The organism is Amycolatopsis sp. NBC_01488 (assembly GCF_036227105.1).
Classification (GTDB): domain Bacteria; phylum Actinomycetota; class Actinomycetes; order Mycobacteriales; family Pseudonocardiaceae; genus Amycolatopsis.
The window spans coordinates 7999742-8013452 of sequence record NZ_CP109434.1; the positions used below are offsets into that span (position 1 = coordinate 7999742).

The window sequence follows — 13711 nt, forward strand, 5'->3', positions numbered from 1 at the left end:
GACGATGCTCGACTGGTTCCACTGCGCCGACCACCCGGAGAACGCCGACGCCGCGATCGCGGCGCTGCGAGAAGCGCCCGGCCACTCGATCTTCTGCTACGGCGCCGCCGGGCCGGACATCGAGCCGGAGATCCGGCGCGTGCGGGACGTCCTACCCGGCGAGGACCTGGCGCTGGGCCTGCGTGGCCCGGTGATGTCCACAATGGACGAAACCGCGGCGGATGTCGCACTGGCCAAGGAACTCGGGCTCCGGATGAGCACGCACGTGCACGGCACCGGTGGCTGGCCGCACGGCGACCGGCCGATCGCCGGGATGGCCGAGCGCGGGCTGCTCGACGACCGCGTCACCGTCGTGCACGGCAACGGCCTCTCCGATGACCAGCTGGCGATGCTGGCCGACGCGGGCAGCTCCGTGTCGATCAGCCCCGACGTCGAGCTGAAGATGGGCTTCGAACCGCTCATCACCGGCCGGGCGCTGGCCGCCGGTATCCGCCCGTCGCTGTCGGTCGACGACTGCCCCTCCGCCGGCGGCGACCTGTTCTCCGCCATGCGCACGGCCTTGGCTGCCGAGCGCGGCGGCCTCGCCTCGCGGGACGTCCTCGCGTTCGCCACGATCGACGGTGCCCGGACCTGCGGGCGCGAAGCCCGGACCGGCAGCATCACAGTCGACAAGGACGCCGACCTCGTCCTGCTCGACGCCGAAGACCCGTCGGTCTTCCCGGTCGGCAACGCGGTCGGCACGGTCGTCGCGGCCGGTCATCCCGGCCTGGTGGACAGCGTCTTCGTCGCCGGAAAAGCGGTCAAGCACAACGGAAAGCTGCTCGACGTCGACCTGCCGGCCCTGCGCGCCCGCCTGCTGGCGTCGCGCGACCGGATCGCCGCGGCCGCCGGCATCGCGGTGGACGGCTCCTGGACTCCCTAGGAAGCCGACGTCACGCGGTAGACGTCGTAGACGCCTTCCACGCCGCGGACCACCTTGAGGACGTGGCCGAGGTGCTTCGGGTCGCCCATCTCGAACGAGAACCGGCTGACCGCCACCCGGTCGCGGGACGTCGTCACCGACGCCGAGAGGATGTTGACCTTCTCGTCGGCCAGCACCTTGGTCACGTCCGAAAGCAGCCGGTGCCGGTCGAGCGCCTCGACCTGGATCGCCACCAGGAACACCGAAGACGCCGACGGCGCCCATTCGACCTCGACCAGCCGCTCGGGCTGGGACTGCAGGTCACCGGCGTTGGTGCAGTCGGTGCGGTGCACCGAGACACCGCCACCGCGGGTCACGAAGCCGAGGATCTCGTCGCCCGGCACCGGGGTGCAGCAGCGGGCCAGCTTCGCCCAGACGTCGCTGGCGCCCTTGACCACCACGCCGACGTCGTTGGAGCCGCGGCGCCGCGTGACGGTCGAGGGCGTCGCGCGCTCGGCGAGCTCCTCCTCCGCCGCGTCGACCCCGCCGATCAGCGCGACGAGCCGCTGGACGACGTGCTTCGCGCTGGTGTGGCCTTCGCCGACCGCCGCGTACAGCGACGAGATGTCGGCGTGGCGCAGCTCGGTGGCGACCGCGCCCATCGACTCCGCGGAGACCAGCCGCTGGATCGGCAGGCCGACCTTGCGGATCTCCTTGGTGATGGCTTCCTTGCCGCCTTCGATCGCCTCGTCGCGGCGTTCCTTGGCGAACCACTGCCGGATCTTCGCGCGGGCCTTCGGCGAGCCGGCGAACTGCAGCCAGTCCCGCGACGGCCCCGCGTTCTCCGCCTTCGACGTGAAGATCTCGACGACTTCGCCGTTTTCCAGCTTGCGTTCCAGCGCGACCAGCCGGCCGTTGACGCGGGCGCCGATGCAGCGGTGCCCGACCTCGGTGTGCACGGCGTAGGCGAAGTCGACCGGCGTCGAGTCCACGGGCAGCGTGATCACGTCGCCCTTGGGCGTGAACACGAAGATTTCGCGCGAGGCCAGTTCGTAGCGCAGCGACTCGAGGAAGTCACCCGGGTCCGCGGCCTCGCGCTGCCAGTCGAGGAGCTGGCGCATCCACGCCATCTCGTCGACGTCCATGGCGTTGCCGTTGTGCGTGCCCTTGGTCTCCTTGTAGCGCCAGTGCGCGGCGATGCCGTACTCGGCGGTGCGGTGCATCTCGTAGGTGCGGATCTGCACCTCGAGGGGCTTGCCGTCCGGGCCGATCACGGTGGTGTGCAGCGACTGGTAGACGCCGAACCGCGGCTGGGCGATGTAGTCCTTGAACCGGCCGGGCACCGGCTGCCACAGCGCGTGGACGACGCCCATCGCGGCGTAGCAGTCGCGGACGTCCTCGACGAGGATCCGCACGCCGACCAGGTCGTGGATGTCGTCCAGGTCGCGGCCGCGGACGATCATCTTCTGGTGGATCGAGTAGTAGTGCTTCGGCCGGCCCTCGACCTTCGCGGTGATCCGCGACGACACGAGGTTGCTCGTCAGGTCGGTGATGACCGAGCGCAGGTAGATGTCGCGCGAGGGCGCGCGGTCGGCGACCAGGCGCACGATCTCGTCGTACTTCTTGGGCTGCAGGATGGCGAACGCGAGGTCTTCCAGCTCCCACTTGACCGTGGCCATGCCGAGGCGGTGGGCCAGCGGGGCGAGGACCTCGAGCGTTTCGCGGGCCTTGCGGGCCTGCTTCTCCGGCGGCAGGAAGCGCATGGTGCGCATGTTGTGCAGCCGGTCGGCGAGCTTGATGACCAGGACGCGGGGGTCCTTGGCCATCGCGATGACCATCTTGCGGATGGTCTCGGCCTCGGCGGACGTGCCGAGCTTGACCTTGTCCAGCTTGGTGACGCCGTCGACGAGCTCGGCGACCTTCTCGCCGAAGTCGGCCTTCAGGCTCTCGACCGCGTAACCGGTGTCCTCGACCGTGTCGTGCAGCAGCGCGGCGACCAGGGTCGTGGTGTCCATGCCCAGCTCGGCGAGGATCGTCGCGACGGCGAGCGGGTGGGTGATGTAGGGGTCGCCGGACTTGCGCCGCTGGTTCCGGTGCAGCTCCTCCGCGACGTCGTAGGCGCGCTGCAGCAGCCCGAGGTCGGCGTTGGGGTGCAGCTCGCGGTGGATGACGGCCAGGGGTTCGAGGACCTGCTTGACCGGGGCGGCGCGCTGTGCGGTGATCCGCCGGGCCAGGCGCGCCCGGACCCGCCGGGTCGCGGACGGGTTCGGCGCCGCGCCGTTCGGCTTGGGCGGCTGGGCCGCCGCCTGCCCGTTCTGCGGGGCGCCCTCTTTCGCGGGCACCGCGGCGTCGAGCTCCTGGCTCACCCGCACCTCCTGCTGCTCGTGCGGCCTTCGAACCACCAGGGTAGCCGTTGCGCCTCGCGGCCCTCCCGGGTGCGCCCGTTCAGGGGGATGCCGAGGCCACGACCAGCGGATTCACGCCTGCCGCGGGTCGTGAGTGAGAAACAGCGTTAGAACACTGTTTCTCACTCACGACCAGCCACGGCAGACCACTCAGCAGACCTTCAGCGCGTGGACCTTCCGGTCTCCGAGGACCTCGCGGCCGCCCAGGGCCGCCAGCTCCAGGACCACCGACACGCTGTCCACGACGGCTCCCACGTCTTCCAGGAGCTTGCCCGTCGCCGCCACCGTGCCGCCCGTGGCCAGGACGTCGTCGAGGACCGCGATGCGCTGGCCCGGCCGGACCACGCCCGCCGGGAGCTCGACCGTCGCCGTGCCGTACTCCAGCGCGTAGTCCACCCGGCCCGCCACCTGCGGGAGCTTGCCGGGCTTGCGGATCAGCACCACGCCCAGGCCGCGGGCGTACCCGACAGCCGCGGCGAGGAGGAACCCGCGGGCCTCCACGCCGGCGAGCGCCTCGACCTCCGGGCCGACGGTGCCCGCCAGCGCGTCGATCACCGCCTTGAACGCGCCCGCGTCCGCGAACAGCGGGCTGAGGTCGCGGAACAGCACGCCGGGCTCCGGGAAGTCCGGCACCTCGGCGATCAGGCCGAGGGCGTCGTCCAGCTGCACGTCAGCGCTTCCGCTTGCCCGCGGGCTTGCCGGCCGGGCGCTGCTTCTGGATCCGGGCGGGCACGCCGGCCGCGGCCGCGTACGCCTTCTCCTTGCGCAGTTCCTTCGCCAGGGCGTCGTCGTCCGAGGCGTCGAAGTTGTCGTCGCCGGCCGTCTTGCGCTCCTGGGCGACGCGACGCTGGCGGACGCGCTCGGCCTGCTGCTGGTACTTCGGGTCGCGCATCTTGAAGTCGACCAGCAGCGGCGTCGCCAGCGCGACCGACGACAGCACGCCGACGAGGGTACCGGTGAGCTGCACCAGCGCGAGGTCCTGCAGCGTGCCGGAGCCGAGCAGGACGTACCCGACGATCAGCAGGCCCAGGATCGGCAGCAGCGCGATGAACGCCGTGTTGAACGACCGCATCAGCGTCTGGTTCAGCGCCAGGTTCGCGGCCTCGCCGTACGTGCGGCGGGTCAGCCCGAGCAGGCCGCGCGTGTTCTCGCGGACCTTGTCGAACACCACCACCGTGTCGTAGAGCGAGAAGCCGAGGATCGTCAGCAGGCCGATCACGGTCGCGGGCGTGACCTCGAAGCCGACCAGCGAGTACACGCCGGCCGTGACCAGGATGTCGTGCAGCAGCGAGACCAGCGCCGCCGCAGCCATGCGCAGGTCAAAGTAGATCCCGAGGAAGATGACCACCGCGACGAGGAACACGCCGAGCGCGATCAGCGCCTTCTGCGAGATCTCGCCACCCCAGGACGCGCTCACCGCGCTGTCGCTGATGGCCTGCACGCTCGACTGACCGTTGCTGCCGATCGGGCCCAGATCCTGGAACAGGCCCTGCTTGACCTTCGCGACGTCGGCCGCGTCCAGCGTGTCGGTGCGGATCTGGATGGTCGACGCCTTGCCGCTGCCGACCTTCTGCGCCTCCGTGGCCGGCCGGCCGAGCGCCTTCTGGAACGACGCCTTCGCCTGGTCCTCGGTGATCACGCCGTGGGTGCCGGTGGCCGGCATCTGGATCTGCGTGCCGCCCTCGAACTCGATGCCGAGGTTGAAGCCGCGGAAGATCATCGAGGCGAGGCAGACCAGCACCAGCGCCGCGAAGAAGATGTACCACCGCCTGCGCTTGCCGACGACGTCGAACGCGCCCGTGCCGACGTAGAGCCGGTGGAAGACGCTTTCCTTCTTGCCGGGCTTCACCGTCGCCTTGGCGTTGCCTTCAGCGTCCGTGCCCAGTTCTTCGACCCCCACGTCAGGCCTCCTTCACGTTCGCGCGGCCGACCGAGGTCGAATTCTTACGCTGCGAACCCACTTGCTGCACGGCGCCGAGGCCCAGGTGCCTCGGATTGGACAGGAACGGCGACTTGGACGTGGACACCATGGCCACCAGCGGGTGCGTCACCAGGTACACGACCACCAGGTCGAGCACGGTGGACATGCCGAGGGTGAACGCGAAGCCCTGCACGTCGCCGACCGCGATGACGTACAGGATCGCCGCGGCCAGGAAGCTCACGCCGTCCGAGGCCAGGATGGTGCGCCGGGCGCGGACCCAGCCGCGGGGCACCGCGGACCGGAACGTCCGGCCCTCCCGGATCTCGTCTTTCAGCCGTTCGAAGTAGATGACGAACGAGTCCGCCGTGATGCCGATGGCGATGATCAGGCCGGCGATGCCCGCGAGGTCCAGCGTGTAGCCGATCCAGCGGCCGAGCAGCACGAGCACCGCGAAGATCAGAGTGCCGGACAGCGCCAGCGACAAGATCGTGAGGACGCCGAGCAGCCGGTAGTAGAACAGGCAGTAAATGAACACCACCAGCAGTCCGATGCCGCCGGCGATGAGGCCGGCCTGCAGCGAGGCCAGGCCGAGGGTCGCCGACACCGTGGTCGCGTCCGAGGACGCGAACGACAGCGGCAGCGAGCCGTACTTGAGGATGTCCGACAGGCCCTTCGCCTCGGCCTGGGTGAACTTGCCGGTGATCTGCGTGTTGCCGTCCAGGATGGCGACCTGGATGTTCGGCGCCGACACGACCTGCGTGTCGAGGACGAAGGCGGCCTGCTGGTTGACGTTCTTCGACGTGAAGTCCGCCCAGATCTTGGTGCCCTCGCTCTTGAAGCTGAGGTTCACCACCCACTGGCCGTTCTGCGTGTTGTAGGTCGCGTTCGCGTCCGAGATCTCGGTGCCCGGCAGGAACTCCGGATCCAGCAGGTACTTGTACGTGTCGTGGTCACCGCAGGCGACCAGCGGCAGCTTCGGGTCGTCGTTGCCCTCGAGCGGGTCCTTGGCGTTGGGCCCGCAGCTCAGCGACGCCATCGCCTGCGTGACGAGGTCCTGGTTGGCGGTGCCGTCCGCGCCGATCAGCTGCGGGTTCTGGCGGATCGCCTTCGCGGCCTGGATCTCCTTGGCCGTCTGCGCGTCCACCGAGCCGTCCGACGGCGCCGGAGCGGCCGGGGACTGGCTCGTCGTGGGCGGCTTCGTGGTGCTGGAGCTCGGCGGGGCCGGGGTGGTGCTCTGCTGCTGGGCCGGCGCGCCCGCGGCACCGCCACCACCGGCGGCCGGGCTCGTCGGCGGGGCGCTGGAGCCGGCCTTCGGCGCGCCGGAGGACGGCGGCCCCGAGCTGCTCGGGGCACCCGAGGTCGGCGTGCCCGTGGCGGGCGGCGGGGTGGTGGTCTGCGGCGGCACGACCGGCTGCGTCGCGTTGGCGACGACCTTCCGGAAGCCCAGCTTCGCGGTCTTGCCCAGGTTCTTCGCCTGGTCGCCCTGCTCGCCGGGGACGGTGATGACGACGTTGTTGCCGTCGAGAAGGACCTCGGTACCGCTGACGCCGATCCCGTTGACGCGCTTTTCGATGATCTGGCGCGCCTGGTTGAGGGACTCCCGGGTCGGCTGGCCGCCGTCGGGGGTGCGGGCGGTGAGCGTGACCCGGGTGCCGCCCTGCAGGTCGATGCCCAGCTTCGGGGTCGGCTTGTGGTTGCCGGTGAGGAACACCAGCGCGTACAGCACAACCACGATCAGGGCGAACAGGGCGAGATAGCGTCCCGGGCGGAGATGCCCGGCTGAAGCTGCCACAGTGCTTCGGTCTCCTCGGACGGGGTGGACCCCAACGTTTTGGTGCCCGCCCGGAGGGTTACCGGGAGGGACTGTGTGCGATTCACTCCCGGGCACGGGTATGACGGCGGACACGCACGCAGCACCGAGACACTACTCGGTGCTGCGTGAGCCCGGCGTTGCAGGCCACACCGACTTTCGTCGTGCCTTTTCGCGGCGTGCCCGGGGCGGGACCGCGGGTTACTTCTTGCCGTGCTCCAGCGGCGGCGCCACCTGCGCGGTGGTCTGCGGCTCGTCCTTGACGACCGGCTCGGTGATCGTCTCCTCGGCGGGCGCCTCCACCTCGTCGGCGGCGGCCTCGTCGGTCTCGACGACCGGCTCGACCTTCTCGCGGACCGCCAGGCGCAGCCAGGTGGTGACGACGCCGGGCGCGATCTCGATGTCGATCGTGTTGTCGCCCGAAGTGTCGGCGACGGTGCCGTAGAGACCCGACGTGGTCATCACGCGGTCACCGGGCGCCAGGCTGCTCTGCAGGTCCTGCTGCGCCGCCTGCTGCTTCTTCTGCTTGCGCGTGCTCATCACCAGCGGCACGGCGAGGACGAGCACGAGGAGCAGGGGCAGCAATAGACTTTGCATGATTCTCCGTTCGACGGACACCGGCACCATGCCGAAATGTCCGGTTCTTGGGTATGTGCTCCGGTCAAGTGTGCCAGGTACCAGCGCGGACGCCAGCACCCACCCGCCGGTTCGGGCCGTTCAGTCCTGCTCGAACAGCGACGGCCCGCCCTGGTCCGGGCGCCCCGGGAGGTCCGCGGGCGGCACCATGCCGAGGTGTTCCCACGCGGCCGCGGTGGCGACCCGGCCCCGCGGGGTGCGGGCGAGCATACCGGCGCGCACCAGGTAGGGCTCGCACACCTCTTCGACCGTGGTCGCCTCCTCCCCCACGGCCACCGCCAGCGTCGAGATCCCGACCGGTCCGCCGCCGAACGACCTGGTCAGCGCGGTGAGCACGGCCCGGTCGAGCCGGTCGAGACCCAGCTCGTCGACGTCGTAGACGGCCAGCGCGGCCCGGGCGACCGCCAGGGTCACCTTGCCGTCGGCGCGGACCTCCGCGTAGTCGCGGACGCGCCGCAGCAGCCGGTTCGCGATCCGGGGCGTGCCGCGCGAGCGGCCGGCGATCTCCTGGCAGCCGTCGCGGTCGATCGGGATGTCGAGGATCGTCGCCGCGCGGCGGACGACCAGCTCCAGCTCGGCGTCGGTGTAGAACTCCATCTGGCCGGTGAAGCCGAACCGGTCGCGCAGCGGGCCGGTCAGCGAGCCCGAGCGCGTGGTCGCCCCGACCAGCGTGAACGGCGCGATCTCCAGCGGAATGCTGGTGGCGCCCGGCCCCTTGCCGACGACGACGTCGACCCGGAAGTCCTCCATCGCGAGGTAGAGCATCTCCTCGGCGGGGCGGGCGATCCGGTGGATCTCGTCGATGAACAGGACGTCGCCGGCCGCGAGGTTGGACAGCATCGCGGCGAGGTCGCCCGCCCGTTCCAGCGCCGGGCCGGAAGTGATCCGGATGGCCGCGCCCAGCTCGGCCGCGACGATCATCGCCATCGACGTCTTGCCCAGCCCGGGCGGCCCGGACAGCAGGACGTGGTCGGGCGGCACGCCGCGGCGGCGCGCGCTCTCCAGCACCAGCTCCAGCTGCTCGCGCACGCGCGGCTGGCCGACGAACTCGTCGAGCTTGCGGGGCCGCAGCGTGCCTTCGACGTTCTCCTCACCGGTCTGCGCCCACGCCGAGAGGGCTTCGTCCTCGTCCACCGCTTCATACTCCACGGCCGTGTCCTACCGCTTCCGGCCGAGGGTGGCCAGCGCGGCGCGCAGCACGCTCGCCGTCGTGTGGCCGTCACCATCGGCGAGGACCTTGTCGACCGCCAGCTCGGCCTGCTTGGCCGGGAACCCGAGGCCGGCCAGCGCCTCGACGACCTCCGCGCGCAGGGCGCCGGGCGCGGTGACCGCGGGCGCGTCCCCGGAGCCGAGCGCCGTGACCTTGTCGCGCAGTTCGAGAGTGAGCCGTTCGGCGCCCTTGCGGCCGATGCCGGGCACCGAGGTGAGCACGGTGATGTTGCCTTCGACCAGCGCGGCGCGCAGCTTGCCGGGGTCGAGCACGGCGAGGGTGGCCAGCGCGAGCCGCGGCCCGATCCCGGACACGGTCTGCAGCAGCCCGAACAGCTCGCGCGCGTCGGCGTCGGCGAAGCCGAACAACGTCAGCGAGTCCTCGCGGACGACCAGCGCGGTGTGCAGCCGGGCCTCTTCGCCGCGGCGGAGGGTGGCCAGCGTCGCCGGGGTGGCCTGCACGGCGAAGCCGACCCCGCCGACCTCGACCACGACGTGGTCCAGGCCGACCGACAGGACTTCTCCGCGTACCGACGAGATCATCGTGCTGCTCCAGGGTTCTTGGCTTGTTTGGCCGCCGCCGCGAGGCGGGCCTTGTGCGTGCGGGCCATTTCGGCGGCGCGAGCCTCGGCTTCGGCGAGCCGGGCTCGCATCGGCTCGCGCCAGAGGTGGCAGATGGCCAGGGCGAGAGCGTCCGCGGCGTCGGCGGGCTTGGGCGCGACCTCGAGGTTGAGCAGGCGCATCACCATGGCCGTGACCTGCGCCTTGTCCGCCCGGCCCGACCCGCTGACCGCGGCCTTCACCTCGCTCGGCGTGTGGAAGACGACGGGCAGGCCGCGGCGCGCGGCGGCCAGCGCGACCACGCCGCCCGCCTGCGCGGTGCCCATCGCGGTCCGGACGTTGTGCTGGGCGAAGACGCGCTCGACGGCCACGGCCGCCGGCTTGTACTTGTCCATCCACCGCTCGACCTCGTCGGAGATGCCGAGCAGCCGGTGCGCCAGGTCGGCGTCGGCCGGTGTCCGCACGACGTCGACGGCGACGCAGCGGACGGCCCGGCCCTGGCCGCCGTCGACCACGCCCAGGCCGCACCTGGTCAGACCGGGGTCGACCCCGAGCACGCGCACCCGTTCTTCCTTCCGCCGCGAACACCAGTTCGAGCAGGCTACTGGGCGCGCCTGCGGCAGGATGGGTGACATGCCGGAGCCGTCGGATTTCGTCACCCACCTGGGTCTTGAGCCCCTGCCGGTCGAGGGCGGGCGGTGGGCGCAGAGCTGGCGCTCCGAGGCCGGGTCCGCGATCTACTACCTGCTCGTCGCGCCCGAGTCCTCCGCGCCGCACCGGCTGGACCGGGTCGAGGTCTACGCCCACCACGCCGGCGCGCCCGCGGCGATGCTGCTGCTGCACCCGGACGGCTCGGTCGAGCGGCCCGTGCTGAGCACGGACGTCGCCGCCGGGCAGCGGCCACAGGTCGTCGTGCCCGCCGGGACCTGGCAGGCGACGGTCACGCGCGGATCGTGGAGTCTGCTGGGCACGGTCGTGGTGCCGCCCTACACCGACGACTGCGTGGAGTTCGCTTCGGTGGCGGAACTCGCCTCACGGTATCCGGAAGCGGCCGCCGACCTGCGGAAGTTCTAGGGGCCGTCGACGCCGGGGGTCCAGCTCTCCGGGTCACCGCTGTCGGTCAGCACCGGCTGCCACTGCGCGAAGCCCTCGGGCGCGTCCGGGTGCCACGGGAACTTGCCCTCCGGCGTCGCGACGATCAGCTGCAGCGCCGGGAAGTCGCCGTCCGGGTAGATGAGGAACGCGGTGCCGAAGTACTCGGGGTAGTGCCCCTTGTTGACGCGCTCGAGGACGACCGGGACGCCCTCGAAGAAGTCGTCGTAGCGCGTGCCGACCTCGAAGATCTCGCCGTTGGCCGCGCGGTCGACGTACGCGTCGAGCAGCACCTGGCCCATCTGGTCGGGCAGCCCGACCACGACCGCCTCGGGGACGTGGTGCAGCGCCCACGCGCAGGCGGTGAAGCAGTAGCCGGCGCCCTCGTCGTCGGCGGCCACCGTGATGACGGCGTTGCCGCGTTCCTTCGCCTGCGTCTCGATCCATTCGATCAGGCGCTGCTGCTCTTCGGTCAGCTCGGCGGCGAGGTCGGCGGAGGCGGCGGGGGTCGTCGAGGTCACGGCGCACATTCTGCCTGACGTGCCGCCGAGAGCCCAGGGCCCGGGCCGGAAAGTTTCCGACCCGGGCCCGGATGCCTTGCGGGGCAAGGGAAAACTCAGCCGACTTCGGCGAGCACCTCGTCCGAAACATCGAAGTTCGCGTACACGTTCTGGACGTCGTCGCAGTCTTCGAGGGCGTCGATCAGCTTGAAGACCTTCTTCGCGCCGTCCGCGTCCAGGGGAACGCTGACCGACGGCAGGAACGTCAGCTCCGCCGACTCGTACTCGAAGCCGGCTTCCTGCAGTGCCTTGCGCACCGGGACCAGGTCGCCGCCCTCCGAGACGATCTCGAAGCTCTCGTCGAGGTCGTTGACCTCTTCGGCGCCCGCGTCGAGGACCGCCATCAGGACGTCGTCCTCCGTCGCGTCGCCCTTCGGCATGATCACGACACCCTTGCGGGTGAACATGTAGGCGACCGAGCCCGGGTCGGCGAGGGAGCCGTTGTTGCGCGTGAGCGCGGTGCGGACCTCCATCGCGGCGCGGTTCTTGTTGTCGGTCAGGCACTCGATCAGCACCGCCACGCCGTTGGGGCCGTAGCCCTCGTACGTGATGTTCTGCCAGTCGGCGCCGCCGGCCTCTTCGCCGGCGCCGCGCTTGCGGGCGCGCTCGATGTTGTCCTGCGGGACCGAGTTCTTCTTCGCCTTCTGGATGGCGTCGTAGAGCGTGGGGTTGCCGTCCGGGTCGCCACCACCGGTGCCGGTCCGCGCGGCCACCTCGATGTTCTTGATCAACCGCGCGAAGAGCTTGCCGCGCTTCGCGTCGAGGTTGGCCTTCTTGTGCTTCGTGGTGGCCCACTTGGAGTGGCCGCTCATCTCTCCTCCATCTGTTCCGTACCCCGGCCGGGCACCGCGTCTCAGGCAGCCTCTCGCACGAGGTCTACGAACAGCCGGTGCACCCGCACGTCGGGCGTCAGCTCCGGGTGGAACGCGGTCGCCAGCACCGCCCCTTGCCGGACCGCGACGATCCTAGCGGTCTCGTCTCCCACGCCGGGCACGCCGCTGACGGTGGCCAGCACCTCGACGCCGTCGCCGGCCTTCTCGACCCACGGGGCCCGGATGAAGACGGCGCGCACCGGCCCGCCGTCCACCTCGGCGAAGTCGAGGTCGGCCTCGAAGGAGTCGACCTGCCTGCCGAACGCGTTGCGCCGCACGACGACGTCGAGCCCGCCGAGCTGCTGCTGGTCCGGCCGCCCGTCGAGGGTCTGCCGGGCCAGCAGGATCATCCCGGCGCACGAGCCGAACGCGGGCAGGCCGCCGGCGATCCGCGCGCGCAGCGGTTCGAGCAGCTCGAACGTCTCGAGCAGCCGCGACATGGTGGTCGACTCGCCACCGGGCAGCACCAGACCGTCCACTTCGGACAGTTCGCCGGCGCGGCGCACCGGGACGGCCCGCGCGCCCGCTTCTTCCAGCAGGGCGACGTGCTCCCGCACGGCACCCTGCATGGCGAGCACCCCGACGACTGGCTCCGACGACACCCGACCTCCCGAAAGACCTTCCCACCAGCCTAGACGCCTTGCCCCGGCCGCTTCCCGGCAGGTCAGCCGGGTCCGGCGCCGCTCACGCGGGCCGGTCAGGGCACCCCGGCCAGCCGCAGCAGCGCCGCCGTGGCCGCGGCAGCCACCACCACCAGCGCGAACGGCGCCTTCCGCCACGCCAGCACGCCGGCGACCAGCACCCCCGCCGGCCGGGCGAAGCCGGCGAACCCGTGTCCCTCGGTCAGCGCGCTCACCGCCACCAGCGCGGCCAGCAGGACCACCGCCGCCAGCGCCATCAGCCGTTCCGCTCGTGGTGACAGCCTCACCCGGCTGCGCAGCACCGGCCCGGCGAAGCGGAACGCGAACGTCCCCAGCGCCAGCACCACCGTGCCGACCAGCAGCTCCACCCCGTCCATCAGCGCACCTCCTGCGGTTCCGGTTCCTTCGCCGCGACGCCCACCACGACGCCCGCCAGCGCCAGCAGCACCGGCAGCCCCGCGGGCAGGAACGGCGTCGCGGCCAGCGCGACCACCACCCCGGCGAGCACCGGCAGCCGGGCCGAGCGGTCGCGCAGCGACGGCAGCACCAGGGCCAGCAGCACCGCCGGGAACGCCGCGTCCAGGCCGAACACGTCGGTGTCCTTGATGACCGCCCCGGCGAACGCGCCCGCGACGACCCCGAGGTTCCAGCAGGCGAACAGGCCGATCCCGCACGCCCAGTACGCCGCGCGACGCCGGTGCGCTTCCCGCTGGGCCAGCGCGAACGCCACCGACTCGTCGATCATCAGGTGACTGCCGGCCAGCCGGGCGGCCCACCGCTTGCCCAGGACGTCGCCGACCGCGAAGCCGAACGGCAGGTGCCGCGCGTTGGCCAGCAGCCCGGCCAGCACCGCGGCGAACGGGTTGCCGCCCGCGGCCACGATCCCGACGAACATGAACTGCGACGCGCCGGCGAAGACCAGCAGCGACATCAGCATCGGCAGCCACAGGGGGAAGCCGGAGCTCACCGCGATGGCGCCGTAGGACACCCCCACGAGACAATCGGCCAAGCAGACCAGGCCGATGTCACGGGCGAGGCCCCGATCGAGTGTTCGCCATATCGAACGCATGTGTTCTATGGTGAACACAGGCACCCGTGTTCGT

At 71.4% G+C, this 13711-nt stretch carries 15 protein-coding genes; 2 read left to right on the forward strand and 13 right to left on the reverse strand.

Annotation, left to right across the window (positions count from 1 at the left end; translation table 11 throughout):
* Window positions 1–4 precede the first annotated feature (4 nt).
* Window positions 5–922 (forward strand): amidohydrolase family protein, encoded by a 918-nt coding sequence (locus OG738_RS37530; RefSeq protein ID WP_329048148.1) that lies wholly within the window; start codon window positions 5–7, stop codon window positions 920–922.
* Here the strand turns inward: OG738_RS37530 and OG738_RS37535 are convergent.
* The 8 genes from OG738_RS37535 to ruvC all read right to left on the reverse strand — a co-directional run bounded on the left by OG738_RS37535 (window position 919) and on the right by ruvC (window position 10006).
* Window positions 919–3267 carry a RelA/SpoT family protein gene (locus OG738_RS37535; RefSeq protein WP_329048150.1) on the reverse strand — a complete coding sequence of 783 codons (2349 nt, stop codon included), beginning with the start codon at window positions 3265–3267 and terminating at the stop codon, window positions 919–921. The genes OG738_RS37530 and OG738_RS37535 overlap by 4 nt on opposite strands.
* 189 nt (window positions 3268–3456) lie before the next feature.
* The gene (locus OG738_RS37540; protein WP_329048151.1) at window positions 3457–3975 is read right to left on the reverse strand and encodes an adenine phosphoribosyltransferase; all 519 of its coding nucleotides are present in this window, start codon (window positions 3973–3975) and stop codon (window positions 3457–3459) included.
* Between the two features lies 1 nt (window position 3976).
* Window positions 3977–5206 (reverse strand): protein translocase subunit SecF, encoded by a 1230-nt coding sequence (secF, locus tag OG738_RS37545; protein WP_329048153.1) that lies wholly within the window; start codon window positions 5204–5206, stop codon window positions 3977–3979.
* 1 nt (window position 5207) lies between these two features.
* Window positions 5208–7019: a protein translocase subunit SecD gene (gene secD, locus OG738_RS37550; protein WP_329048154.1), complete on the reverse strand. Its 1812-nt coding sequence runs from the start codon at window positions 7017–7019 to the stop codon at window positions 5208–5210.
* 219 nt (window positions 7020–7238) lie between these two features.
* A complete protein-coding gene (gene yajC / locus OG738_RS37555) occupies window positions 7239–7634 on the reverse strand; it encodes a preprotein translocase subunit YajC (RefSeq protein WP_329048156.1) in 396 nt (131 codons plus the stop codon).
* 120 nt (window positions 7635–7754) lie between these two features.
* Window positions 7755–8822, reverse strand: coding sequence for a Holliday junction branch migration DNA helicase RuvB (gene ruvB, locus OG738_RS37560; protein WP_329048157.1), 1068 nt, complete (start codon window positions 8820–8822; stop codon window positions 7755–7757).
* 9 nt (window positions 8823–8831) lie between these two features.
* A complete protein-coding gene (gene ruvA, locus OG738_RS37565; protein WP_329048158.1) occupies window positions 8832–9425 on the reverse strand; it encodes a Holliday junction branch migration protein RuvA in 594 nt (197 codons plus the stop codon).
* A complete protein-coding gene (gene ruvC / locus OG738_RS37570) occupies window positions 9422–10006 on the reverse strand; it encodes a crossover junction endodeoxyribonuclease RuvC (RefSeq protein ID WP_329048159.1) in 585 nt (194 codons plus the stop codon). The genes ruvA and ruvC overlap by 4 nt, the downstream gene beginning before the upstream one ends.
* Before the next feature lie 70 nt (window positions 10007–10076).
* On the opposite strand from ruvC, the gene OG738_RS37575 reads away from it, so the two are divergent.
* Window positions 10077–10517 carry a cupin domain-containing protein gene (locus tag OG738_RS37575; protein WP_329048160.1) on the forward strand — a complete coding sequence of 147 codons (441 nt, stop codon included), beginning with the start codon at window positions 10077–10079 and terminating at the stop codon, window positions 10515–10517.
* On the opposite strand, the gene OG738_RS37580 is transcribed toward OG738_RS37575, so the two are convergent.
* The 5 genes from OG738_RS37580 to OG738_RS37600 form a co-directional block, all read right to left on the reverse strand.
* Window positions 10514–11065, reverse strand: coding sequence for a DUF4262 domain-containing protein (locus OG738_RS37580; RefSeq protein ID WP_329048161.1), 552 nt, complete (start codon window positions 11063–11065; stop codon window positions 10514–10516). The genes OG738_RS37575 and OG738_RS37580 overlap by 4 nt on opposite strands.
* An 86-nt stretch (window positions 11066–11151) precedes the next feature.
* A complete protein-coding gene (locus tag OG738_RS37585; protein ID WP_160696230.1) occupies window positions 11152–11907 on the reverse strand; it encodes a YebC/PmpR family DNA-binding transcriptional regulator in 756 nt (251 codons plus the stop codon).
* 41 nt (window positions 11908–11948) lie between these two features.
* Window positions 11949–12569 (reverse strand): pyridoxal 5'-phosphate synthase glutaminase subunit PdxT, encoded by a 621-nt coding sequence (pdxT, locus tag OG738_RS37590; protein WP_329048165.1) that lies wholly within the window; start codon window positions 12567–12569, stop codon window positions 11949–11951.
* Between the two features lie 95 nt (window positions 12570–12664).
* Window positions 12665–12985: an AzlD domain-containing protein gene (locus OG738_RS37595; RefSeq protein WP_329048167.1), complete on the reverse strand. Its 321-nt coding sequence runs from the start codon at window positions 12983–12985 to the stop codon at window positions 12665–12667.
* Window positions 12985–13677, reverse strand: a complete 693-nt coding sequence (locus OG738_RS37600) for an AzlC family ABC transporter permease (RefSeq protein WP_329048168.1) — start codon at window positions 13675–13677, stop codon at window positions 12985–12987. The genes OG738_RS37595 and OG738_RS37600 overlap by 1 nt, the downstream gene beginning before the upstream one ends.
* Between the last annotated feature and the right edge of the window lie 34 nt (window positions 13678–13711).

What these genes read in the sequence shown, in the direction of transcription:
- OG738_RS37530 (WP_329048148.1), top strand. Translation starts at nt 5, where the DNA reads ATGCTCGACTGGTTCCACTGCGCCGACCACCCGGAGAACGCCGACGCC.
- yajC (WP_329048156.1), bottom strand. Translation starts at nt 7,634, where the DNA reads ATGCAAAGTCTATTGCTGCCCCTGCTCCTCGTGCTCGTCCTCGCCGTG.
- ruvA (WP_329048158.1), bottom strand. Translation starts at nt 9,425, where the DNA reads ATGATCTCGTCGGTACGCGGAGAAGTCCTGTCGGTCGGCCTGGACCAC.
- OG738_RS37575 (WP_329048160.1), top strand. Translation starts at nt 10,077, where the DNA reads ATGCCGGAGCCGTCGGATTTCGTCACCCACCTGGGTCTTGAGCCCCTG.
- OG738_RS37580 (WP_329048161.1), bottom strand. Translation starts at nt 11,065, where the DNA reads ATGTGCGCCGTGACCTCGACGACCCCCGCCGCCTCCGCCGACCTCGCC.
- OG738_RS37585 (WP_160696230.1), bottom strand. Translation starts at nt 11,907, where the DNA reads ATGAGCGGCCACTCCAAGTGGGCCACCACGAAGCACAAGAAGGCCAAC.
- OG738_RS37595 (WP_329048167.1), bottom strand. Translation starts at nt 12,985, where the DNA reads ATGGACGGGGTGGAGCTGCTGGTCGGCACGGTGGTGCTGGCGCTGGGG.
- OG738_RS37600 (WP_329048168.1), bottom strand. Translation starts at nt 13,677, where the DNA reads ATGCGTTCGATATGGCGAACACTCGATCGGGGCCTCGCCCGTGACATC.